This is a genomic window from Comamonas odontotermitis, from assembly GCF_014207855.1.
Lineage (GTDB): Bacteria > Pseudomonadota > Gammaproteobacteria > Burkholderiales > Burkholderiaceae_C > Comamonas > Comamonas odontotermitis_A.
In genome coordinates, this window is record NZ_JACHKZ010000006.1 from 1 (window position 1) to 23,968 (window position 23,968).

The 23,968-nt window shown below is 61.8% G+C and carries 21 protein-coding genes; 4 read left to right on the forward strand and 17 right to left on the reverse strand.

The window, feature by feature from the left end:
* Positions 1 to 227: 227 nt before the first annotated feature.
* Together ribD and HNP33_RS06385 are read left to right on the forward strand one after the other, a co-directional pair.
* Positions 228 to 1,337: a bifunctional diaminohydroxyphosphoribosylaminopyrimidine deaminase/5-amino-6-(5-phosphoribosylamino)uracil reductase RibD gene (gene ribD, locus HNP33_RS06380; protein WP_184706821.1), complete on the forward strand. Its 1,110-nt coding sequence runs from the start codon at positions 228 to 230 to the stop codon at positions 1,335 to 1,337.
* 822 nt (positions 1,338 to 2,159) lie between these two features.
* Entirely contained in the window at positions 2,160 to 3,986 is a 1,827-nt protein-coding gene (locus HNP33_RS06385) for a phospholipase D-like domain-containing protein (protein ID WP_184706820.1), read from the forward strand.
* A gap of 8 nt (positions 3,987 to 3,994) precedes the next feature.
* On the opposite strand, the gene HNP33_RS06390 is transcribed toward HNP33_RS06385, so the two are convergent.
* From HNP33_RS06390 to moaE, 7 genes are all read right to left on the reverse strand, one after another.
* Positions 3,995 to 4,975 carry a tRNA dihydrouridine synthase gene (locus HNP33_RS06390; RefSeq protein ID WP_184706818.1) on the reverse strand — a complete coding sequence of 327 codons (981 nt, stop codon included), beginning with the start codon at positions 4,973 to 4,975 and terminating at the stop codon, positions 3,995 to 3,997.
* A 77-nt stretch (positions 4,976 to 5,052) separates the two neighbouring features.
* Positions 5,053 to 6,324, reverse strand: a complete 1,272-nt coding sequence (locus HNP33_RS06395; protein ID WP_184706815.1) for a methyltransferase — start codon at positions 6,322 to 6,324, stop codon at positions 5,053 to 5,055.
* Positions 6,325 to 6,446: 122 nt separating this feature from the next.
* A complete protein-coding gene (locus HNP33_RS06400) occupies positions 6,447 to 6,986 on the reverse strand; it encodes a GNAT family N-acetyltransferase (protein ID WP_184706813.1) in 540 nt (179 codons plus the stop codon).
* A 387-nt stretch (positions 6,987 to 7,373) separates the two neighbouring features.
* Complete coding sequence (locus HNP33_RS06405) at positions 7,374 to 8,810, reverse strand: aldehyde dehydrogenase family protein (RefSeq protein WP_184706811.1); 1,437 nt, start codon at positions 8,808 to 8,810, stop codon at positions 7,374 to 7,376.
* Between the two features lie 170 nt (positions 8,811 to 8,980).
* Positions 8,981 to 9,319 carry a hypothetical protein gene (locus HNP33_RS06410; RefSeq protein WP_184706809.1) on the reverse strand — a complete coding sequence of 113 codons (339 nt, stop codon included), beginning with the start codon at positions 9,317 to 9,319 and terminating at the stop codon, positions 8,981 to 8,983.
* 180 nt (positions 9,320 to 9,499) lie between these two features.
* Entirely contained in the window at positions 9,500 to 12,109 is a 2,610-nt protein-coding gene (gene clpB / locus HNP33_RS06415) for an ATP-dependent chaperone ClpB (RefSeq protein WP_184706807.1), read from the reverse strand.
* Between the two features lie 239 nt (positions 12,110 to 12,348).
* Positions 12,349 to 12,807, reverse strand: coding sequence for a molybdopterin synthase catalytic subunit MoaE (gene moaE, locus HNP33_RS06420; protein WP_184706805.1), 459 nt, complete (start codon positions 12,805 to 12,807; stop codon positions 12,349 to 12,351).
* A gap of 231 nt (positions 12,808 to 13,038) precedes the next feature.
* Here moaE and HNP33_RS06425 point away from each other — a divergent pair, with 231 nt between their 5' ends.
* On the forward strand, positions 13,039 to 13,290 hold the full coding sequence (locus tag HNP33_RS06425) for a hypothetical protein (RefSeq protein WP_184706803.1): 252 nt from the start codon (positions 13,039 to 13,041) through the stop codon (positions 13,288 to 13,290).
* Between the two features lie 65 nt (positions 13,291 to 13,355).
* Here the strand turns inward: HNP33_RS06425 and HNP33_RS06430 are convergent, their stop codons facing one another.
* From HNP33_RS06430 to ddpX, 6 genes are all read right to left on the reverse strand, one after another.
* Positions 13,356 to 14,126: an ABC transporter ATP-binding protein gene (locus HNP33_RS06430; RefSeq protein ID WP_184706802.1), complete on the reverse strand. Its 771-nt coding sequence runs from the start codon at positions 14,124 to 14,126 to the stop codon at positions 13,356 to 13,358.
* Positions 14,123 to 15,016, reverse strand: a complete 894-nt coding sequence (locus tag HNP33_RS06435) for an ABC transporter ATP-binding protein (protein ID WP_184706800.1) — start codon at positions 15,014 to 15,016, stop codon at positions 14,123 to 14,125. Before HNP33_RS06435 ends, HNP33_RS06430 begins: the two co-directional genes overlap by 4 nt.
* Before the next feature lie 10 nt (positions 15,017 to 15,026).
* Entirely contained in the window at positions 15,027 to 15,962 is a 936-nt protein-coding gene (gene nikC / locus HNP33_RS06440) for a nickel transporter permease (protein WP_184706798.1), read from the reverse strand.
* Between the two features lie 48 nt (positions 15,963 to 16,010).
* The gene (locus HNP33_RS06445; RefSeq protein ID WP_184706796.1) at positions 16,011 to 17,120 is read right to left on the reverse strand and encodes an ABC transporter permease; all 1,110 of its coding nucleotides are present in this window, start codon (positions 17,118 to 17,120) and stop codon (positions 16,011 to 16,013) included.
* A 100-nt stretch (positions 17,121 to 17,220) separates the two neighbouring features.
* On the reverse strand, positions 17,221 to 18,831 hold the full coding sequence (locus HNP33_RS06450; RefSeq protein ID WP_184706794.1) for an ABC transporter substrate-binding protein: 1,611 nt from the start codon (positions 18,829 to 18,831) through the stop codon (positions 17,221 to 17,223).
* A 103-nt stretch (positions 18,832 to 18,934) separates the two neighbouring features.
* Positions 18,935 to 19,504 carry a D-alanyl-D-alanine dipeptidase gene (ddpX, locus tag HNP33_RS06455; protein ID WP_184706792.1) on the reverse strand — a complete coding sequence of 190 codons (570 nt, stop codon included), beginning with the start codon at positions 19,502 to 19,504 and terminating at the stop codon, positions 18,935 to 18,937.
* Between the two features lie 168 nt (positions 19,505 to 19,672).
* Between ddpX and HNP33_RS06460 the strand changes: the two genes are divergently transcribed.
* On the forward strand, positions 19,673 to 19,993 hold the full coding sequence (locus tag HNP33_RS06460) for a hypothetical protein (protein ID WP_184706790.1): 321 nt from the start codon (positions 19,673 to 19,675) through the stop codon (positions 19,991 to 19,993).
* An 85-nt stretch (positions 19,994 to 20,078) separates the two neighbouring features.
* Here HNP33_RS06460 and moaD read toward each other — a convergent pair whose 3' ends face one another.
* The 4 genes from moaD to thrC all read right to left on the reverse strand — a co-directional run bounded on the left by moaD (position 20,079) and on the right by thrC (position 23,818).
* The gene (gene moaD / locus HNP33_RS06465; RefSeq protein WP_184706788.1) at positions 20,079 to 20,339 is read right to left on the reverse strand and encodes a molybdopterin converting factor subunit 1; all 261 of its coding nucleotides are present in this window, start codon (positions 20,337 to 20,339) and stop codon (positions 20,079 to 20,081) included.
* 28 nt (positions 20,340 to 20,367) lie between these two features.
* Positions 20,368 to 21,600 carry a gephyrin-like molybdotransferase Glp gene (gene glp / locus HNP33_RS06470; protein WP_184706786.1) on the reverse strand — a complete coding sequence of 411 codons (1,233 nt, stop codon included), beginning with the start codon at positions 21,598 to 21,600 and terminating at the stop codon, positions 20,368 to 20,370.
* A 168-nt stretch (positions 21,601 to 21,768) separates the two neighbouring features.
* Positions 21,769 to 22,329 carry a molybdopterin-guanine dinucleotide biosynthesis protein B gene (mobB, locus tag HNP33_RS06475; RefSeq protein WP_184706784.1) on the reverse strand — a complete coding sequence of 187 codons (561 nt, stop codon included), beginning with the start codon at positions 22,327 to 22,329 and terminating at the stop codon, positions 21,769 to 21,771.
* A gap of 61 nt (positions 22,330 to 22,390) precedes the next feature.
* Positions 22,391 to 23,818: a threonine synthase gene (gene thrC, locus HNP33_RS06480; RefSeq protein ID WP_184706782.1), complete on the reverse strand. Its 1,428-nt coding sequence runs from the start codon at positions 23,816 to 23,818 to the stop codon at positions 22,391 to 22,393.
* Positions 23,819 to 23,968 lie beyond the last annotated feature (150 nt).

A 23,968-nucleotide genomic window follows, 5' to 3' on the forward strand; every position in this document is an offset into this window, starting at 1 on the left:
CCAGTTTGTGGTGCGGTACTTGCGCCGACCCCAGTTCGTCTCACTCATCATCCGAGCCTACTACCGCTGCGGCCCGGATTTGTGCAACAAAGCCCATCCAAGCGTAGTGGGGATGGAAAATAAACATTTAAACGGACGACAGATGGCCGATAAAACATGACAGATGGAAGTTGTCTCAGTAATAAATGCACCACAATGCAATTTAATTAATCAAGAAATAGATTTTGATGAATAAATATATGCACAGGGCGCTGAACCTGGCCTCCAGCGCGCTTTTCATCACGTCTCCCAACCCCCGTGTAGGTTGTGTACTGGTGGATGCGCAAGGGCGGGTTATTGGCGAAGGCCATACCCAGAAGGCTGGCGGCCCGCATGCCGAAGTGATGGCGCTGCGGGATGCGGCCGCACGCGGCCACAGTACGCAAGGTGCGACGGCCTATGTGACCCTGGAGCCTTGCTCACACCATGGGCGCACCGGGCCATGCTGTGATGCGCTGGTTGCCGCAGGGGTTGCCAAGGTGGTAGCCGCGGTGGCCGACCCGAATCCCTTGGTTGCTGGCGATGGGTTTGCGCGGCTGCGAGCGGCAGGCGTAGCTGTGGATGTGTGCGACGCACAGACTGGCGGCGCAGCCTCACGCGAGCTGAACATTGGTTTTTTCAGCCGCATGGTGCGCAAAACTCCATGGGTACGCCTCAAGGCCGCCATGTCTCTGGATGGCAAGACCGCCTTGGCCGATGGAAGCAGTCAATGGATTACAGGTGAGGCAACGCGAGCGGACGGCCATTACTGGCGCGCACGTGCCTGTGCCATCCTCACAGGGATTGGCACCGTGCTGGCTGACGATCCGGCGCTGAATGTGCGTTATGTGGATACGCCACGCCAGCCACGCCTGGTGGTATTGGACAGTCAGTTGCGCACGCCTCCCGCTGCGCGCATCTTTGCCGCCTCACGTGAAGTGCTGATTTACTGCGCGCAGGATGACGCCGCGCGCCGCGCCGCGCTGGAGGCCGCCGGTGCAGTAGTGATTTGCCTGCCCGCATCTGGTGCCGATCGCATTGACCTGACTGCCCTGATGCGCGACCTTGGTCAGCGCGAGGTGAACGAATTGCATGTGGAGGCAGGCGGCGTTCTCAACGGCGCTCTGCTGCAGGAGGGCCTGGTGGATGAGCTGGTGCTCTACCAGGCTCCCATGCTGCTAGGCCGCGGACAGGATGTTTTCGGCGGTATGGCTTTGGCCCACCTGCAAGACGCGCCACGGCTGGAAGTCTTGGAACGCACCACAATCGGCACAGACCAACGCCTTATTGCCCGCCTGCCTGGTCGCTACGATTTTTGATGCCTGAGAACGTGTTTACGATCTCCTCACGCCGCGACAGCGGCTTTGCGGGGCGCCCGGCTAGGGATGGGATGCGAGGCGCAGTGCGCAGCCAATAGCCAGCTATTGGCAAGTGCTGCAACGAAGCAGACCGCCCCTAGCCGGGCGCCCCCAAACCCACTGTCCCTCTGGGTTGGCGTGAAATCGGGCGATTTCTTCGCGCTAGCCCTTGCTTGCACCCCGGTGCAAGCTGCGGCCCAGCGCTTCGAACTCATCCCGATTGCACTCCAACGCGGCGGCGTAGAGATCGTAAACACGTTCTGAGCGCATGCGCGAGCTGCTTTCTAACTCGCATACCCCAGGCACGCACCTGCGTTGGGCAAGCCCTTGCATTCACGCAACAACCGCCGGTCTCGTTCAGCGGCGCTTTCACTGCCAAGGTTTTTGCTGCGCTTGGCCTTGTGCGTTTTGACTGCATGCGTTTTGGTTGCATGCGTTTGGGTGGCAACCGCATGTTTGCGTGCCGCCCAGACATCTTGGGGGCCCAGTATGGCTGCGCCGATGAAAACGGCCATCAGCGTGCGGGCAATGTGTTGTTGGCGCGGCATAGGTCTCCTCAGTCGTGCATCAATCATGCTGCAGTGAGCTTAGGCGCGTCTGCCTTTCGTTGCCAGCACCAAATCCATGAAACAGCGGCGCGTTGCGGGCGCGCGACGCGTGATGCGGGCATCTGTGTCCGACAACATCGGATACACCGGCTGGCACCCATCCCATGTGCGCAGAACCGGGGTTTGCCCCGCACAATAGGGTTGCCCTAAGTTACAGCCTGTTATCGCCCTCACCATGTCCCTTGATCCCGTGCCTTCCCCTGCCAATACTGCACACGCTCTGCTGCCCCGGTCACAAGTGGGATGGATTGCCGGGCTGGTGATGGCAGCGGTCATGCTGACGGGTTGTGCGACCCAATTGCCGACCCAAGTGGAGAGGCCGATGTCCCACGCTGTATCACCATCTGCCAGCACCGCGCTGGGGGCGCTTACCTACCAGCGCAAGCAAGCAGAGAACAAGGCCGGTGCCGAAGCCTCGGGTTTTCAGATTCTGGCCGGGGCCCAGGCCGCTTACGGTGCACGCCTGGCGCTGGTGGAAGGTGCACAGCAAACGCTTGATCTGCAGTACTACGCCATCCACGCCGATGCCAGCACGGCTCGCCTGCTTGATGCCGTTGTCAAGGCGGCGCGCCGGGGCGTTCGGGTGCGGGTGCTGCTGGATGACTTCCACGGTACTGGCCGCAATGCCCAGGTCATGCGCCTGGCGTTCGAGCCCAATATCGAGATGCGCATGTTCAATCCGCTGATGGGCAGCCGCGATTCCCCGCTCAGCCGCATGTGGTATGCCGTAACCGATTTTCAGCGCGCCCAGCAGCGCATGCACAACAAGCTGTTTCTGGCCGACAACGTGATGGGTGTGATGGGCGGGCGCAACCTTGGCGACTCCTACTTCGACAACGACGACAGCTCCAACTTCCTGGATACGGACGTGCTGATTCTGGGGCCGGTGGTCAAGGATCTGTCTCACAGCTTTGACCGCTACTGGAACAACGAGCGTGCCTACCCCGTGCAATCGTTGATCAGCAAGGACGCGCTGCTGGCCATGCAGCAAGCCTCACAAGCCAGCGGTGCGGCAGGCGCTGGCAATGGTGCAGGGTTGAGCGGAAGCGCCAGCACCACCCGCCCCATGCCGCCGGATGGAGAGCCGCGAGGCGGCAGCGTTTCCACCGAGCAGCGTGCCCGAGCATGGGATATGGAGGCGCTGGATCTGCAGAAGACTCCGCTGGTATGGGCGCGGGCCGTGATGATTGCCGATGAACCCAGCAAGATTCCTACAGTCGATTCGGATGGCAAGACTGAAGCGATGACGACAGCCCCCGGCGTGATGGAAACCCAGGCCCTGCGCCAGCTACGCCTGCGGTCGACGCAGGTGGCTGCGCGGGTCTCTGCTGGCGGGACGCCGCAGCCCCCTCTTGCGGCAGACTCCGTGGTGGATGGCCTTATCCATCTGCTGGCCTATGCCAAAAAGGATTTGCTCATCGTCTCGCCCTACTTTGTTCCCAACGAAGATATGCGTTCTGCGTTCAAGGCTGCTGTAGAGCGCGGCGTGCGCGTGCGCATTCTCACCAACTCGCTGTCGTCGAACGATGCACCCATCGCGCACGTGGGCTATGCCAGATACCGCGAAGAGTTGCTTCGCAGTGGCGTGGATCTGTATGAGCTCATCAGCGACGACAGCACCTTGCGCGCCGCTTTTGGTGTGGGCAGCGGGCAAAACAGCTTTCTCGAAGGCAAGCGCATCATGCTCCACGGCAAGATCCTGGTGCTCGACGGCCAGTTGTTCGTGACCGGATCGATGAACCTGGATGAGCGCTCCAAACTGCAAAACACCGAGATTGCCGTTTTGGTGCGCAGCCGCGAACTCTCCCGCCAAGCCACCAGCATGATTGAACGCGGCCTGCAATCGGGCGCCTGGCACGTCGTGCTGCAAGATGGAAAGCTGGTGTGGAAGGCTCCCCAGGGCAGTCAGTTGCAAGACGAGACCACAGAGCCCGACACCAGCCTGCCCCTGCGGCTGATGCTCAAGATCATCAGCCCGTTTACACCAGACTCAATGCTGTAAGAGCCTGTTCAAACGGTGCGCGCCTGCAACTCAGCCAGCCATACAGTGATGGCGCGCTGGTCGGTCATCACCCGCACATGCTGGTAAGCGGCCTCGGCCTCGGGATAGGCGCGGCGCATTAGATTGAGCCATTGCTTCAGGCGCCCTGCACGTTGGCGCGGCTCCAGATCAGCGCAGACCAGCTCCCAAAAGCGCAACAAGGCGGGTACCAGATCGGGCCAACCGATATCGCGGTAGCCTTCTGGCAGCGGTTCGCCTGCCCGCTCGGCCACTGCCTTGCGAATGCGCCATGCCAGGCCCGGGTCCGCCACCATGCCGCGGCCCAGCATCAAGTCGGTGCACCCTGATTCGGCCTGGCAACGCAAGGCATCTTCTACGGTCCAAATCTCGCCATTGGCCACTACGGGTACCGTCACCGCCTCACGGATGCGGGCGATCTGGTCCCAGTAGGCAGGCGGGCGGTAGCCGTCCTGCTTGGTACGGCCATGCACCACCAGCTCGCAGGCGCCTGCGCCCTGCATGGCCTGGGCGCATTCGAGCATCAGGCTGCGGTCGTTGAAGCCCAGGCGCATCTTGGCCGATACAGGCAGGTGCGCTGGCACAGCGGCGCGCACAGACGCCACCACCGCATAGATCGCATCGGGATACTGCAGCAACGATGCTCCGCCGCCGTGGCGGTTGACCACCTTGGCAGGGCAGCCAAAGTTCAGGTCAATGCCTTCGGGCGACAGGGCCGCCAGCCGCGCCGCATTGGCGGCCATGCTGGCCGGATCGCTCCCCAGCAGTTGTGCACGCACCGGGGTGCCAGCCGCCGTATGGCTGGCGCTCAGCAGCTCGGGCATGGTGCGCAGGTAAACCTTGTCGGGCAACAGGCTGCCTGTGATGCGGATGAACTCGGACACACAGCGGTCTGCACCGCCGATGCGGGTGAGCACGTCGCGCAGCACAAAATCGAGCAGGCCTTCCATCGGCGCCAGAAGCAATCGCATGACGGTTTTTTGAGTATTACTCGCTAGTGGCACATACCTATCAAGCGCCACTAGCTACCAATTGAATAGCAAAAGGGTTACCAGGCCGCCTGCATGCGCCACAAAGTCGTCACCTCGGCAGCGCGCGCGCGGTGCAGTGGATTGGCTTCGTCCTGCGCCTTGGGATGGTGCGGCCGGATATGGTGCTTGCCCACGACTTGCAGGCCAGCCTCGGCAATCCAGGCCAGTAGCTCTTCGCGGCGGCGCAACCCCAGGTGCTCAGCAAAATCGGACAGAACCAGCCACGCCTCACCTCCTGGCGCCAGATGCTCCGATACACCGGCCAGAAAGCCGCGCAGCATGCGGCTGCCTTCGTCGTACACGGCACGCTCCACCGGCGCGCTGGGCTTGGCCGGCACCCATGGCGGGTTGCACACCACCAGGGCCGCTTTGCCTTCAGGGAAGAGATCGGTCTGCGCCAGCGTCACTCTGGCAGCCACGCCCAGGCGTTCCAGATTGTCTGCCGCACAAGCCAGCGCGCGCGGGTCGGTGTCGGTAGCCACCACCTGCTGTACCCCACGGCGCGCCAGCACAGCGGCAATCACACCCGTGCCGGTGCCGATATCGAAAGCCAGGGATTTCTTGGCCAGCGCCGTAGGCAGCGGTGCCTGGGCAAGCAGATCGATGTACTCGCCGCGCACAGGCGAGAACACGCCATAGTGCGGGTGAATGCGAGCGTAGCCACGCGGCGCCAGCTTGGCGAGTGCGGGAATCTCCACGCCCTTCTTGCGCCACTCATGCGCCCCCACCAGGGCCTGCAGCTCCCGCAGCGACACCACATTGCCCAGCGCGCCTGTGCCTTCAGCTTCTGCAGCGCCCCAGGCATCCGTACAGGCGGCCTCAACCTGGGGTGCGCGGCGCAATGCCACGCCATATTGCGCATTCAGCTCGATCAGCACCATCGACAGCACGCGCGCCCGCTGGGCCTGCAATTGGCGCTGCTGGTGAAAAGGCAGGGCCTGCTGCGGCGCGGGCATGCCCTTCTTGGCAGTGGCAGCAGCAGGCACGGGCAGCGCCTTCCTTTTGGAGCTGCGCTCACCCGTCTTGTCCAGCCGCCGACCCAAAGCCTGCAGCAACTGGCGTGCGTTCTGGAAATCACCGCGCCACAGCAGCGCCGTGCCTTCGCAGGCAAGGCGATAGGCCGTATCGGCGGGCATGGTGTCATCGGCCAGCACCACACGGGCTGGCGCGGCGCTGCCGCGCTCACAGCGCCATCGCGCACTGCGCTCGGCGCCCCCTTCGGTCCATTGGATGGTGGCAGGGGCTACGGTGGAGGCATCGGGTACCCCTTCGGGGCGAACGCTGGTCATGGTGGTGCTTTCTCACAAAGCATGCGGCGTGGCCGCAAAAAACAAAAGAGGCCGTGCAGGACGGCCTCTTCGAGCATGTTCTGCGCTGCGCAGCGATCTGCTGCCACAGCTGTAGAGTGTAATTATCCGCGGTTCATCAAAGAGCGCTGCATGCGCACTTCTTCGATCTTGATGGCGCCCACGGTGGCCGTCTTGGCGGTAGACATTTCACGCTTGAAGCCTGCAGATTCGTGGAAGCGAAGCGCGCGCTCATTGCGCAGAGGCACCCAGGAGGTCACCGATGTGCAGCCTTCTTCTGCGAGGCCATCACGGGCGGCATCCCACAGCGCTACGCCAACGCCTTGGTCCCAGTGGCTGGGTGCTGCATAAATGGCCCAGATTTCGCCGGTAGTGGGACGGGTCTTGGCGTCGCGCGAACGGTCAAAACCCACAAAACCAACGATCTTGTCGTTCTCGACGGCCACTTGCACCTGGGGTTCGCAAAATTCGATCGCTTCGCGCCAGTAGGCCTGGCGCTTTTCGACAGACGACATGGCTTTGAGCTGATCGTCGGGCAAGACGCCGCGATAGGCTTCTACCGAGGCAGAGGCGTGGATCTGAGCAATGGCTTTGGCATCACGAAGCGTAGCGGGACGAACCAGAAAGGTGATAGTTTCAGACATGGATAACCGAAAACAAAAATCAATGAATTAACCAAAAAGCACGCACAACTCGTAATACACTGCGACCATCCCGCCCGGCCGGATGCCAGTCCCGCCCGTGGAGCACCGCTTGGGGCTCAACATGGACAGTCTGCAGCACGCCATGGCTCACGCAGCAAAGGCAGACAATGGCTGCCAATGGCTGTTTTAAGGGCGTATGGAAGAGTCAGCGCGGGAACAGCGCGCCGCAAGGGATGTGGTGCTCGAAAGCCTTCCATTGTCGCACTCCAGACATCATTTGGGTAGTCCCTTGGTTGGCTTGTAGGTCAATTTACGCAAGGGTTTGCAAGCGTTGATATTTACGCTAGGCGTTTACCCTAGGCCTTTCACATTAAATAAATCAAACACTTAGCGCATCATCCTGCCCTTAAGCATGCGCATGATGCTGTCAAATCGCCCGCCATAAGGTGGGTACAGCCACTTTGCGGGTGACCAACGCGACGCGCGCAGTACCGGTTTGGCGTGCGAAAAGCGCATGAATCCATGTTCACCATGGATGGCTCCCCAGCCGCTTGCGCCCCAGCCGCCAAACGGCAAGCCATCGTGTACGAACTGCAGCAGGCAGTCATTCATGCACATGCCCGCCGCCCGCACACGCAGGGCCGCATCCTGGCCTTGCCTGGGGTCGCTGCCAAACCAGTAAAACGCCAGCGGCACCTCGCCCCGGTTGATGGTGGCAATCGCGTTTTCGCGGTCGTCGTAACGCAGCACCGGCAGAATGGGGCCAAAAATCTCTTCCTGCATCAGTTGCATCTGCGGCGTCGCTCCAAGCACCACCACAGGCGCCAATTGCCGGCTGATGCCCTCCCCCATCCGGCTTTGCGGTACGGCAGGCTGGTCATCACTGATGCGAACCAGTTGCGCCCCACCTTGCTCGGCCTGCGCCAGCAGGGCCAGAAGTCGGCTGGTGTGGGCGGCGTTGATGACCGAGGTGTAGTCAGGGTTGCCTTGCTGCTGCGGATACATCTGGCGCGCTGCATCGGCATAGGCGTCCACAAAGGCTGCTTCGCTGCCCGCTGACAACAATACGTAATCAGGGGCTATGCAGGTCTGCCCCGCGTTCAAGAGCTTGGCGTGGGCGATCCTGCGCGCGGCGTCGCGGATGTCGCAGCCCGCCTCCAGCAGGCAGGGCGTTTTGCCTCCCAACTCCAAAGTGGTGGGCACCAGATGGGTGGCAGCCGCCAGCGCTACCTTGCGCCCTACCGCAGTGGAGCCCGTGAACAGCAGATGGTCGAGCGGCAGCGCCGCCAGATCGGCTGCTGCCCCCGCATCCCCCACCAGCACAGCCACTTCGTCATCTGCAAAGTAGCGCGCCACCAGATCAGCCAGCAAGGCGCTGGTGGCAGGCGTGTGTTCGCTCGGCTTGACGATGACACGGTTGCCCGCTGCCAGCGCACTGATGACGGGCCCCAAGGCCAGCAGCACAGGGTAGTTCCATGGCGCAATCACACCGATCACCCCAAGCGGCACGGGCTGCACCCAGGCACGCGCTGGCAGCAAATGCAGTGGCGTAGGAATGCGCTGGGGCGCCGCCCAGCGCTTGAGCTGGCTGAGCGCCTGGGCCAATTGGCTGCGCAGCGGCAGCAACTCTGCCAGCTCGGTCACTTTGGCAGAACGCTGCCCGAAGTCTGATTGCACGGCTGCGCTTACCTGGTCCGCGCTGTCTGCTATCAATTTCTGCAGCCGCAGCAAGCGCTCGCGGCGCAGCAGCAATGGCGTGTCGGGCTCCGCGCGGCTGGCCGCGCGCATGGCGGCAAAGCGGGAGTGCAGTTCGCTCACGTCCATAACATTCCTTGTAGGCGCTGCATCAAGCTGTCAGCAACGCAAAAAACCTGGCCTGCCAACGTCTTCAGAACGCATCTGGGGGCCGAAGCCAATGCACCGCCAATAAAAAACCCGGCCAGCGGCATCCGCATAACCGGGTTTTATCCAAAACAGGGCGCGCCCTGCTGTCATCAATGCTGCGAACGAATCTCGCGCGGCTCAACGTCAGTGACGTCAATGACCGCGGCCCGACCAGACGCAGATGCCGCAGCGCGGTCACTGCTGCCGCCGCCATTGGCCGTCCAGCGCGCCGTAGAGCGGTACACCGTGGTCCAGCCCGAAGCGGGGTTCATCTTGAATGCAAACGGAACCACCGGTTTGCCGGTCAGCTTGGCCCACAACATGCGAGCGCCCCACAGGAGCGCGGCGATGGCAGCGACCACCAACAGGCTGGCGAAAAACACCAGACCCGCCAGCACGACGACCACTCGTAAAGTCCAGCTCACCACGGTTGCCAACAATTCGTTCAACGCATTTCCTTTCATGGCTCATGGCCCATCGCAGCACTGCTGCATGACACCATGTGATGGGCATGCTGCGATTTTTCAAGCCCCGAGCGGTCTGCCGACCGCCCAACAAGCATAGCGCACTGCAATGCTTGTGGGCTCAGCATGGGTACTGGGCACGTTCCCAGCCCCACGCTGCAGGCATCAGACCTGTTCCACCGATTTGCCGAAATGGAATTCGCCCGGCGCCTGCACCGGATCGACCGACACCGGAATCGTGCTCTTGGGCGGATATCTGCCCTCCAGCAACAATTTCGACAGCGGGTTCTCAATGCGCTGTTGAATGGCACGCTTGAGCGGACGGGCACCAAACACCGGATCGAAGCCCACCTTGGCCAGCTCGGCCATGGCGGCATCCGAGACTTGCAGATGCAGATCCATCTTGGCCAGGCGTGCCTCCAGCTGCTTGAGCTGGATACGGGCAATCGATTCAATGTTCTTGGCATCCAGGCCGTGGAACACCACCGTCTCGTCGATACGGTTGAGGAATTCGGGGCGGAAATGGTTCTTGAGTTCCCCCCACACCGCGTCTTTTACATCTTCATACGGCTGTCCGACCATCGCCTGGATGAGCTGAGAGCCGATGTTGCTGGTCATCACGATCACCGTGTTCTTGAAGTCCACGGTCCGCCCCTGACCGTCGGTCAGGCGTCCGTCGTCCAGCACCTGCAGCAGGATGTTGAAGACGTCGGGGTGGGCCTTCTCCACCTCGTCGAGCAGGATCACGCTGTAGGGCTTGCGACGTACGGCCTCGGTCAGGTAACCGCCTTCGTCGTAGCCCACATAGCCTGGGGGCGCACCGATCAGGCGCGAGACGGAGTGCTTCTCCATGAACTCGCTCATGTCGACACGGATCAGGTGGTCTTCGCTGTCAAACAGAAAGCCTGCCAAGGCCTTGCACAGCTCGGTCTTGCCCACGCCGGTCGGGCCCAGGAACAGGAACGATCCGGTGGGCCGGTTTGGGTCGGACAGGCCCGAGCGCGAACGGCGGATGGCGTTGGAGACGGCATTGATCGCCTCGTCCTGGCCCACCACTCGCTCATGCAGCTTGGCTTCCATGTGCAGGAGCTTGTCCTTTTCGCCCTGCATCATCTTAGCGACGGGGATGCCAGTCGCGCGGCTCACCACTTCAGCGATTTCCTCGGCGCCCACCTGGGTGCGCAGCAGCTTGTGGCCCTTGTCCTTGGCTTGCTCGCCCTTCTCGTCCTTCTGCACCTCGGCCAGCTGCTTTTCCAGGCTGGGCAGCTTGCCGTATTGCAGCTCAGCCACCTGGTTGAAATCGCCCTTGCGCGTGGCTTCCTGGATCTGAAACTTGATCTGGTCGATCTCCTTGCGGATCTGCTCGCTGCCCATGGCATCGGCCTTCTCGGCCTTCCAGATTTCTTCCATGTCGGCGTACTCGCGCTCGATCTTGGACAGGTCTTCCTCGATCAGGGCCAGGCGTTTTTGCGAAGCTTCATCGGTCTCCTTCTTCATCGCCTCGCGCTCGATCTTGAGCTGGATCATGCGGCGTTCGAGCTTGTCCATCACCTCGGGCTTGGAGTCGATCTCGATCTTGATCTTGGCAGCCGCCTCGTCGATCAGGTCAATCGCCTTGTCGGGCAGGAAACGGTCGGTGATGTAGCGCGCCGACAGCTCGGCGGCAGCGACGATGGCCGGATCGGTGATGTCCACGCCGTGGTGGGCTTCATACTTTTCCTGCAGGCCACGCAAAATGGCAATCGTGTCTTCCACCGAAGGCTCGTTGACCAGCACTTTCTGAAAGCGCCGCTCCAGCGCCGCATCCTTTTCGATGTACTTGCGGTATTCATCGAGCGTGGTGGCGCCGATGCAATGGAGCTCACCGCGCGAGAGCGCAGGCTTGAGCATATTGCCCGCGTCCATGGCGCCATCGGCCTTGCCCGCGCCCACCATGGTGTGGATTTCGTCGATGAACAGGATGATGCGCCCTTCTTCCTGCGCCACTTCCTTGAGCACCGATTTCAGGCGCTCTTCAAAATCGCCGCGGTACTTGGCACCGGCCAGCAGGCCGGCCATGTCCAGCACCAGCACCTTCTTGTCGCGCAAGGTGTCGGGCACTTCGCCTGCCACAATGCGCTGGGCCAGGCCTTCAACAATGGCCGTTTTGCCTACGCCAGGCTCGCCGATGAGCACCGGATTGTTCTTGCTGCGCCGCTGCAGCACCTGGATGGTGCGGCGAATCTCGTCATCGCGGCCGATCACCGGGTCGAGCTTGCCGCTTCTGGCGCGCTCGGTCAGGTCAAGCGTGTACTTCTTCAGGGCTTCCCGCTGGCTTTCGCCGTCTGCGCTGTCCATGCCCTGCCCTCCGCGCACGGCATCAATCGCCGCTTCCAGGGCCTTGCGGGTCAATCCCGCCTCACGAACGACGCGGCCCGCCTCACCCTTGTCATCGGTCAATGCAAGCAGAAACAGCTCACTGGCATAAAACTGGTCGCCGCGCTTGATGGCTTCCTTCTCAGTCGCCTGCAGCACGCGCTGCAGCTCGGGGCCCACCGTCACCTGATCCTGCCCCTGCACCTGAGGCAGGCGCTTGATGGCGTTCTCGGCAGCGGTCGTCATCGCCGTCACGCTGGCGCCAGCGCGCGCCAGGAGCGACTTGGGGCCCTCTGGCTGGCGCAGCATGGCAGTGAGGACGTGGATGGGCTCGATATAGGCGTTGTCGTTGCCAAGCGCCAGCGATTGGGCGTCCGACAGTGCCTCTTGGAACTTGGTGGTTAATTTGTCGATTCGCATGAAATGAATATTCCGTCTGGAAAATTGAACTGCAGAATATTTTGCGTCTCCTGCCGATTTTTCAAGAAGCGGCAGGCAGCCTGATACGGGTATATCAGGCGCGGCCCATCCGGTCTGCAGGACGAATCCCACAGCGATTTTTCATTCAAATTAGCCAATAATGCACAGCGGAAAAGCGCTGGTAGCTATGGTTTTAAGCAAGAAGGCGTTACGGCGCCAAAGTCTTTGCAGACCAAGATTCAGTTCCAGCGTGCCATTGCCGCGTCATCGGCCACGCGCGCGTCTACCCAGCGTGCGCCCTCGGGGGTGTCTTCCTTCTTCCAGAACGGTGCCTGCGTCTTGAGGTAATCCATCAGAAATTCACAGGCGGCAAAGCTCTCGCCCCGGTGCGCGCTCGACACGGCCACCAGCACGATCTGGTCCTGCGGTGCCAGCAACCCGACCCGGTGGATGACGCGCGCACCGTAGATATCAAAGCGCTGACGGGCTGCCTCCACCATCTCGGCAATCGACTTTTCCGTCATGCCTGGGTAATGCTCCAACTCCATGCTGGCCACGCTGCTGCCGTCATTGCGGTCACGCACCGTGCCCACAAAACTGCACACCGCACCAATGCGCGCATCTGCCGCGCGCAGCAGGCGCAACTCCTCGCTCACATCAAAATCAGCGGTCTGTACGGCGATATGGGTGTGAAACATGGAGATAAATCGGTCAGCTGGCGGGGTTGAGATAGGCCAAGCGTAGCACGCCTCAAAACTGCGTGGAACCAAAAATTCTGCCCGGAAGGCCGCAGAAATATCCGCGCTGATGGTGCACCAGCCCATCCATACGGGCCCGCCATGTGGCATGCCGCGTAAACCACGCCGCCCCGTCAGCCCTTCTCGCTTGCGGCACACTAACAGCAATTCTGTATTTTTTGACAAAGTGCCATGCCCAGCAAAACCTTGAGCGCCCACGGCTACCTGCTCTACCCCAATCCGCGCAACGAGCACCGCATCGTGTTCGAGTACCACGTGTTCGTTCCCTACCCTTACGCAATCATCGATATTCCAGCCATGGATCTCGCGGGCAAGACCAGCGTCTATGCCGCTTGCCGCGAAACCGACCAGAAGATGGGCCAGGTGGTGACGTTTGAGCTGGAAGAGGACGTAGCCCGTTTCGAGAAGCGCTTTACGCCCTGACCCAATAGCTATCAAATCAATAGCATTCTGCGCTTGATGAGTAAGGGCTGGCAGTTATTCTTTAATCACACCGTCTGCACCACCGCCTGCACGCGGCGGTAGCCGTCGGCGGCTGTGAGCAGCTGGCGGGCGTAGTCGGTCTGCACCGCACCGGCCCGTACTGCGTCCGTACCAAGGCTTTCAACGATACGGCCATGCTGCATGACCGAGAGCTGGCTGCACAGGAACGCCACCACGGCCAGGTTATGACTGACGAGCAGCATGGTCAGGCCCCGCTCGTGGTGCAGCTTTTTGAGCAGGTTCAGGACTTCCGCCTGCACCGATACATCGAGCGCACTGGTCGGTTCGTCGAGCAGCAGCACCTGCGGCTCCAGCACCAGGGCCCGGGCGATGGCCACACGCTGGCGTTGCCCGCCCGAGAGCTGGTGCGGATACCGGTAGCGGAAGCTGGCGTCCAGCCCCACATCGGCCAGCGCCTGGGTCACGCGCTCGGCCACACGGTCCATTCCATGGATCAAAAGCGGCTCGCGCAGGCTCTGGTCTACGGTCAGGCGCGGGTGCAGCGAGGCATACGGATCCTGAAACACCATCTGCACAGCACGGCGCTGCGCCTTGGGCATGTGCTTGGCAACCGGTTGGCCAGCCACCTGCATCTGCCCGCCACACAGCGGCGTCATGCCGCACAGCGCCCGCAGTACGGTGGATTTACCCGAGCCCGATTCGCCCACCAGCCCATAGGCCTGCCCCTGCGGCACCTGCAGACTCACCCCGTGCACTACGGTCTTAAAGCCCCTGGGCGTTTCAAAGCCGATGCTCACACCATTCACATCGATCATTGCAGGCCTCCCGCCATGTTGGCCTGTGGCTCACGCCAGCGCGGGTCGCGCTGCATGGTGGGCAACCATGCCTGGTCTTGCTGCAAGCGGGGGCTGGCGGCCAGCAAGGCGCGGGTATAGGGGTGAGTGGCCTGGTTCAAGTCGCCAGCCGCACAGGTTTCCATCACCTGGCCGGCATACATCACCACCACGCGGTCACAGAACTGGCTGACCAGTTCCAGATCGTGGCTGATCAGAATGAGGCCGGTGTTGTGCCGAGCGATCAGCTCGTCCATCACGCGCAGGGTCTGCATGGCCACCAGCACATCGAGCGCGCTGGTCGGCTCGTCGGCAATGAGCAGCTTGGGGCCTGACGAGACCATCATCGCAATCATCACGCGCTGTCCCATGCCGCCAGACAACTCATGCGGGTAGGCCTTGAGTACCTGCTCAGGATCGCGGATATGCACGGCTTCGAGCGCTTCCACCATGCGCGCCTGCAGGGCCGTTCCCTTGAGGTGCGGCTCGCGCAGGTGAAATGCCTCCTTGAGCTGGCTGGCAACCGTCATCACAGGGTTGAGGGAGTACTTGGGGTCCTGCAGAATCATGCCGATATCGCGTCCGCACAGCTGGCGGCGCGCGGCGGGTTTCATCGCCAGCAGGTCGCGGCCTTCAAAACGCATGGCATCGGCAGACCACACGGCGCCCGGTGCCAGCATACCCAGCAGCGCGCGGCCGGTGAGCGATTTGCCAGAACCCGACTCACCCACAATGCCCAGGCGCTCGCCCGGCATCAGTGTGAGGGACAGGCCGCGCACCACCTCGCGCAGCGCGCCGGTGGCGGTCGGAAAGCTGATGCGCAGATGGCTGATCTGCGCAAGCGGGGTGGGCGTATGCACTTCGGTATTCATGACAGCGCCCTCAGTCAGCATGTCGCGGGTCAAATACATCGCGCAGACCGTCGCCCAGCAGGTTGAACGCGAGGCTCACGATCAGGATCGCAATACCCGGCACCGTGGCCACCCACCAGGCATCCACCAGCACATTGCGGCCCGATGCCACCATGAAACCCCATTCCGGGCTGGGCGGCTGCGCGCCCAGGCCCAGAAAGCCCAGGCCCGCCACGGTAAGGATGATGCCCGCCATATCGAGCGTGGCACGCACGATGACCGACGACATGCACAGCGGCGTGATATAGCGCCACAGAATGCGCGCATGGCTTGCGCCTTGCAGCCGCGCGGCGTGGATGTAATCGCTCTCCACCACCTTCAAGGTCTCGGCCCGCGCCAGGCGCGCATAGGCAGGCCACGCCGTGATCGATATCGCAATCACCGCATTGACCACACCCGGCCCCATGGCGGCGGCAAAGGCGAGCGCCAGCACAATCTTGGGAAAGGCCAGCGCGATATCGGTCACGCGCATCAGCACCGTATCGACCCAGCCGCCAAAGTAGCCCGCCACCACGCCAATCAGCAGGCCGATCGGCACCACGATCACCAACACCAGCATGGCAATGACAAGGGTGAGGCGCGAGCCGTAGACGACGCGTGAGAAGATGTCGCGGCCCAATTGATCGGTACCCAGCCAATGGCCCGCGCTGCCAATGGGCTGCAGGCGGTCGCCCAGCACCTGGGCCAGCGGGTCGTGCGTGGCGATCCACGGCGCCAGCAGTGCCACCAGCAGCAAGACCACGAGCACCAAGAGGCCTGCCATGCTGAGCGGATTGCGGGCAAAGCGGCGTGCGCGCCGGTACCACAGCCCCCAGAAGGCCTGGCGCGGTGATGCAGGCGCATCGGAAAGCAGCCAGTCCCGCAGGGGCTGCTTGGTGTCGGCAAGATTAGAGTTATCTAAATTCATAGCATTCCGAGCTTCAGAGACAAGCGCCAACAGCTTTCTCTTCCATACTCAAGTCTTGCGGCGTGCGCGCGGATCAAACACCGCGTACAGCACATCGGTCAGCAGGTTGATCACCACAAAGACGGTGCCAATCACCAGGGTGGAGCCGAGAATGGCGCTCATATCGGCGTTCATCAGCGCGCCGGTCAGATACGAACCAATGCCCGGCCATGAAAAAACGATCTCCGTCAGCACAGAGCCTTCGAGCAGGTTGCCGTAGGTCAGGGCAATGACGGTGAGCAGCGGCACGGCGATGTTGCGGAATGCATGGCCCCACACCACACGCCATTCGGGCACGCCCTTGGCGCGCGCGGTGATGATGTATTCCTGACTCAGCTGCTCCAGCATGAAGGCGCGCGTCATGCGACTCAAATACGCCACAGAGAAATAGCTCAGGATCAAAGTCGGTAGCGCAATGTGCCACAGCGCATCACCCAGCACATCCCACTCGCCAGCAAGCGCGCTGTCGATCAGCAGGCTGCCGGTCACCTCAGTCACCATGCCGTCGTATACCGGGTCGATGCGGCCCGGCCCGGGCAGCCAGCCGAGTTTGGCGTAGAACAGCATCAACCCCATCATGCCCAGCCAGAACACAGGCATGGAGCTCCCAATCAGGCTGACAAAGCGGGCGACATGGTCGGTGAGCTTGTTGTGGCGCACCGCAGCGGCCACACCCAGCGGCACGCCCACCAGCACGCCCAGGATGGTGGCAAGCGTTGCCAACTCCAGCGTGGCGGGAAAGACGCGCTTGATGTCTTCCCACACCGGGTTGCTCGTCAGGATCGACGTGCCCAGGTTGCCATGCAGCACATCGCGCACATACATCGCAAACTGCTGCCACAGCGGTTTGTCCAGCCCCATGGCCTCTTTGGCGGCGTTGTAGATATCGGGCGTGGCACGGTCGCCAACAACGGCCAGAACCGGATCAATCGGCACCATGCGGCCAATGTAGAAGGTGATGGCAAGCAGCCCAAGCAAGGTGATGGACAGCATCACCAGCCATTGCAGCAAGCCTTTGGCGCGCCGCCACAGGCGCTGGCCCGCACTGCGCTGCGCCACCGCCTGCGCAGCGGGCGTGGCGGTGGCAGCAGAAGAACCGGGAAAAGAGCTGGAAGCCATAGCAAAACCAAATACGCGGGGCTGGCTGTGCAGGGCCACCATCCGCAACACACAACGGGGTGCCACGCCATCAGCGGCGCGCACCCTGCTGCATCAACACTCAATTTTTCTTGACGGAGCGGTACTGCACCAGGTCATAGATCGGCCCCACCGTGAAATCCTTCACATTGCTTTGCATGGCCACCTGGCTGACCTTGTTGAACATGACGACATACGGCGAAACCGGCTGGAAATCCTTTTGCATCGCCTGGTACAGCGCAGCCCGCTTGGCGGTGTCCTGCTCGGCCAGCGCCTCGTCAGTGCGTTTGGTGAAATCCGGAATATCCCAGGCATTGCGCCATGACAGCATCTTGTAGGGCGATGCATCGGAGTTGTCCGGGTTCCAGGCAAAGCCCTGGGCGTTGGAATGCGGATCGAGGTAATCGGCAGACCACTCACCCATGTAGATGTCGTGCGTGCGGGCGCGGTACTTGGCCAGGGTCTGCTTGTTGTCGGCAATATTCAGGGTCAGCTTGATGCCGACCTTGGCCAGATCGGCCTGCACGGCCTGCGCAACCTCGTTGTACGGATAGGTGTTGCGCACTTCCATGGTCACGGCAAAGCCATCGGGCAGACCCGCCTTGGCAAGCAGCGCCTTGGCCTTGGCCACATCCTGCTTGTAGGGGTTGTTCTTCCAGGCACCCAGCATGTTCGGGGGCAGGAAAGTCTGGTGCACGTTGTAGAGAGATTTGACGATGTTCTTCTGGATACCGTCGTAGTCCACCGCATAGCGCATGGCTTCGCGCACCTCGGGCTTGGCCAGATTGGGGTTCTTCTGGTTCATGCCCATGTAGTACACCACAGCCTGCGGCACCGGCTGCAGCTTGACCTTGCCAGTTTTCTCCAGCGCCACCATGTCGTCCGGGCTCAGCTCGCGGGCAATGTCCACATCGCCCTTTTCCAGCAGCAGGCGGCGGCCCGATGCCTCTGGCACATGGCGCAGCACCACGCGCTTCATCGCAGCAGGCGACCGGTGGCTGTCAAATCGGTCCAGGGTCAGGGTCTGGTTGGCCGTCCATTTGTTCAGCTTGAAGATGCCCGAGCCTGCCTCATTGGTCTTGAGCCAGCCATTGCCCATGTCGTTGCCCTGCGCCTTTTCGGTGAGCAGCTTCTTGTCGACGATGGAAGCGGGCCAGCTGCCCAGAATGGACAGAACGAAGGTTGGCGCAAACTTGCGGTCGGTGGTGACGGAAACGGTATTCGCGCCGACCAGTTTGACGTTCTGCAGCGCGTTGTCCTTGGTCAACCCGATACCGGCCAGCACCACGGCTGCGCCCTTGCCCAAAAGCGGCGTGCGCTGCAGCGACCAGGCTACGTCTTCGGCAGTGACCGGGTTGCCCGAGTGGAACTTCTGGCCCTGACGGATCTTGAACGTGAACGTCTTGCCATCTTCGCTGACACTCCACGATTCGGCCATGTCGCCATCGAATTCGCCAGGCTTAGACAGGTTGGCGCGAATCAGCCGGTCGTAGGTGTTGGCCAGATACTCCATCGGCACCAGCTCATAGACTTCGGCCGGATCGAGCGTAGAGAACTCATCAAGCGTGCCCGCCATCACCAGCATGTCCTTGGGAGTGGCCGCCTGTGCGAAGGGCAACCAGCCCACAGCGGCGGCTCCACACGCCACGGCCGCAGCAGCAGCCAGTACCTGTCTATGAATCATTGTCTGCATGGAAGACTCCTCTCTTGGGTATCTGAAAAGCGGAAAAGCCGGAAGGGCCTAAAACCTGGAAACCTGAAAAAGCACACAGCGTGCCAACCCCACCGCGGATTGTTCAATCCATGAGCTTGGGCACGCCCCCGGCGCCATCCTCGATCAGCGGGTACTGCATGGCGCCAGGCAGTTGGTAATGCCACCATTCGCTGGGGATGTGCTGAAACCCTGCCGACAGCATGATGCCCAGCAGCATCAGGCGGTTCTTTTGCACCTGCGCTGGCAGGCCTGCACAAAAGTGGAAGGATTCGGCCTGCATGGCATCGAAGCCAGTGCCCATGTCCATCTGCTGACCGTTTTCGTCCAACAGGCTTACATCGACTGCGCAGCCGCGCGTGTGGTGCGAGCCGCGCTTGGGGTCGGCCACAAAAGTGGGATCCTGGGCATAGTCAAACAGAATCTGCTGCGCCTGCGCGGGCCGGTAGGCGTCGAACACCAGCAGACGCACCCCCGCCTGGCGCGCCGAGAGCGAGGCGCGGGTCAGCGCCTTTTCGGCGTCCGGATGCAGGTAGCAATAGGCGTTGCGGTAGACGGGCCGACCCATGAAGTTGTCTGCCGTGGCGTAGGCCAGATACAGATGCACATCGTGGTCGTCTTCGGTAATGGAAACCAGGGAAGCAGTGGGCGCCATGAGATAGGTTTACCGCTCGTGCTAGCGCGGGCGGCGCTAGGGGCGTAGATGCGTCCTGCATCGTCAACCCGGCGGAGATCATCGTAAAAACTGTTGATCACGATAACCAGATTCACGCGCCCCGCATGCTGGTGCTAACCCCTGTATCACCATGCGCTACACTTTTGCATGCAAGACGGCAGCCAGATTTTCATCCCCGATTCCTTCATCGCCCTCCACCAGGGCCGCAACCACAAGCTGCTGACGCCGCTGGCCGAAGTGGCCGCCCGCTACGAGCTGTGCGAAGACCTCGCCCAGATGCTGGTGGAACAGGCGCAGATCCTCTACCACCAAAGCGCACCATCAGAGGCAGCTATCCTGAAGACGATGCTGATGGGCCTGCAGGGCGAAGGCGCCGTGGTGACACCGCACGAAGCGCGCTGGGTGATCCTGCGCCTGGCCGAGCTGCTGGGGTGGAAGGCGCCAGAGCTTGCTCAGCCTGAATCCTGAACTTCACTCCACCCGCCCTCGCAGCCATGCAAAAAGCCGCGCAAGGCAGGCTCGCGCGGCTTTTTCTTGTATGAAAAGATGGCAGTCAGCCGCCCGTTACCGGTGGAAAGAAGGCAATCTCGGCGCCATCTTCAAGCATGGCATCTTCATCACCCATTGTCTGGTTGACCGCAATGCGCACGGCCCTGCCACGCGCCAGGCAAGTGGCATAGGGCTCACCGCGCGCAAGCAAGGCATTGCGCAGTGCGCCTACATCGGCAGCATCCGTTTGCATGCTCTCGCTGCCCCGTCCAATGGCTTCGCGGATGGATGCGAAATAGCGCAGTTGAATGTTTTTCACCGACATGTGTTGACTCCCAGAACCATAGCCACCATCAGCCCAGCAATTGCGCAAATGGAATGAATCGCACCAGATCGCCCCGGGCAATTGTGGCGCCTGCCGGATTGTCGACCAGCCCATCGGCCCACACTGCCGAGGTGAGCACGCCGGAGCTTTGGTTGGCAAAGCGCTCCAGACCGCCTTGGGCATTGATGCGCGCACGCAGGAACTCCTGGCGCCTGTCGGCACGCAGCCAGTCAAAATCGGCACGCATGGTGACAGCCTGCGGCGCAACATTCTGCACGCCTTGCAAACGCAGCACAAAAGGCCGCACCAACAGCGCAAATGTCACAAAGCTCGATACTGGGTTGCCTGGCAGGCCGATGAAATGGGAGCTCCCTACCTTGCCATAGGCAAACGGCTTGCCCGGCTTGATGGCAATGGCCCACAGATCGAGACTGCCCAACGCCTGCACGGCGGGCTTGATATGGTCTTCTTCACCCACCGATACGCCGCCGCTCGTCAGCACCAGATCGCAATCGTGCGCAGCCGATTGCAATGCGGCCACCGTGGCTTCATAGCTGTCGGGAACAATGCCCCGATCGATCACCTCGCAGCCCAGTCTCTGCAGCATGGCGCGCAGAAAGAACCGGTTGCTGTTGTAGATGCTGCCCGCTGGCAGATTCTGTGGCGCCACTTCTCCGGGCATGACCAGCTCATCCCCGGTGGAGAACAGCGCCACACGCGGGCGACGCGCTACCTGCAGGCTGGCGCAGCCAATGCTGGCGGCCAGACCCAGCTCTGCGGGCGAAAGGCGCGTGCCAGCGGCGATGATGGTGCTGTCACGCGCAATATCTTCGCCGCTTTTGCGGATGTTCTGGCCACAGGCCACAGCAGCGTTGATCTGCACGCTGCCATCATCGCGTGCCGCGCATTCCTCCTGCATCACCACCGCATCGGCGCCATCGGGCACGGGCGCGCCGGTAAAGATGCGTGCAGCAGTGCCTGCAGCCAAAGCTGCGCCTACACTGCCTGCGGCAATGCGCTGGCTCACAGGCAGAACCACGCCCGCCGCCGCCACATCGGCAGCTCGCAATGCGTAGCCATCCATTGCGCTGTTGTCGAACGACGGCACCTGCAACGCCGACACCAGATCCTGCGCCAGCACGCGGCCATCGGCATCAAAGGTGCTGACCGGCTCTGCCGCAGCAAGCGGCTTCGCCTGCGCCAGCAACTCACCCAGGGCGTCGGCCAGGGTCTTGAGTGGTGGGCGGGTGGATGGGTTCATTTCGGTAATCCTCAATCTTTCAAAGCTGCGCAAGCAGTGCCTGCAAGGGCTTGCGCCATGGAGCCATGGTTTCCTGCATTCTGGCCCGCACAAGCCGCGCTGCTGTTTGACATGGGACAGGGGCAGTGAAGCAATGCATGCGGCCTGCCCTGGGCTTGCGTGCTGCCTCTACCCCGCCATCTCGTTGGCAAGCACACAAGGCGGCGTGTAGCCAAAGCGGTCGGCATGTGCAAGCAGCCATTGCGCAACGGTCATGGGCTCATCACGGGGCAGCACGGGCAAGTCAGTCGCCGGGCTCAGGTAGTGGCCTGCCGAGCGCACCACAGCCTGCACATAGCCGTCCTGCGGGTACAGGGGCGGCCTGCCATCTGTTGCAGGCGCGCTGGCCAACACTTCCAGCTTGGGCAGGTCGCAATCCTTGAAGCCTTCAACCAGCACCCAGTCCACGCTGCTGTCCAGCTGCGCAATCAATGCATGCACATCGGGCTCTTGCGGCCAGGGCAGTTCACGCATCAGCACCATGCGCTGGTCGGATGCAGCCAGTACTTCGTAGGCCCCGGCCTTTCGATGGCGCCAGGTGTCCTTGCCGGGGGTATCGATGTCAAAACGGTGGTGTGTGTGCTTGATGACCGACACACGCAAACCCTGCGCGATCAGCACCGGAATCACCTGCTCGACCAGGGTGGTTTTGCCGCTGCCCGAATAGCCCGCAAAACAGACCACCTGCATACACGCTCCTCTTTTGATAGCTTTTGACGCCCATGCATCAAGCGCCAGCAACCCTTTTCGCTTACACCTTGCAGGTATCGGCGATCAACGCCTTCACCTGTTCCACATCGGCCGCCATTACCACCACGCGCTTGGGCAGGTCTTCAATGCCATTGAACTTGGCGGGACGGTCGGGCTGACGGTGCAACGCCTCTTCAATGGTGGCTGCAAACTTGATGGGCAGCGCAGTTTCCAGCACGATCATCGGCTCGGCGCCCAGGTGTTCGCGCGCCACCTTCACACCGTCTGCGGTATGGGTGTCGATCATCTGTCCAAAGCGCTCAAACGTGTCCTTGATGGTGGCAAGACGGTCTGCATGGGTGCTCTTGCCGCTCGCAAAGCCGTACTTGGCGGCTGCATCCTTGAAAGCCGGGTCGGCGCTCAGGTCAAACTTGCCTTGCTTGGCCACACCTTCGGCAAACAGCTGCCGGGTACGTGCACCGTCGCGGCCCACCAGATCGAACACGAAGCGCTCAAAGTTGCTGGCCTTGCTGATGTCCATCGAAGGGCTTGATGTTTCGTAGGTGTTGGCTGCGCCACGCACCTGGTAGATGCCGGTGCGGAAGAACTCGTCGAGCACATCGTTTTCGTTGGTGGCCACCACCAGCTTGGCAATCGGCAAGCCCATCTGGCGCGCCACGTGGCCTGCGCAGATGTTGCCGAAGTTGCCGCTGGGCACGGTAAAGCTCACCTTTTCCGCATTGCTCTTGGTGGCCTGCAGGTAGCCGGCAAAGTAATACACCACCTGCGCCAGCAGACGCGCCCAGTTGATGGAGTTGACGGTGCCGATCTTGTACTTGGCCTTGAAAGCGTGGTCGTTGCTGACGGCCTTGACGATGTCCTGGCAGTCATCAAACACGCCCTCAATGGCGATGTTGTGGATGTTTTCGTCCTGCAGACTGAACATCTGCGCCTGTTGGAACGGGCTCATGCGGCCATGCGGGCTGGTCATGAATACGCGCACGCCCTTTTTGCCGCGCATGGCGTACTCGGCCGCGCTGCCGGTGTCGCCGCTGGTAGCGCCCAGAATATTCAGCGCTTCGCCGCGGCGAGCCAGTTCATATTCAAACAAATTGCCCAGCAGTTGCATGGCCATGTCCTTGAAGGCCAGCGTGGGGCCATTGGAGAGGGCCTCGATCAGCAGATTGCCATCCAGCTGGCGCACCGGCACGATGGCGTCGGTGCCGAACACCTCCCGGGTGTAGGTCTTGGCGCAGATGGCCTTCAGGTCGGCTGCAGGAATGTCGTCGATATAGAGCGACAGTATCTCGAATGCGAGGGCGGCGTAGCCCTGGCTTGCCAGGGTATTGCGCAGCTGGGTCAGCTTGGCGTCATCGATCTGGGGATATTCCACCGGCAGGTACAGGCCGCCATCGGGCGCCAAGCCTTCAAGCAGGATATCGCAGAAACGTTTTTGTTCGGCATAGCCGCGCGTGGAGAGATACAGCATGGATGGAGCAGATGGTTGGAACACAGCCCTCGCGGGCCTGAAATCAGCCGTCTATTATCGGTCAGCCGCCAGTACTGGTGCGCTTTAGGTTCAATTGAGGACTGCGACACAAAAGACAAAGGGCCCCGGCGGGCCCTTCAAGCGCAGAAA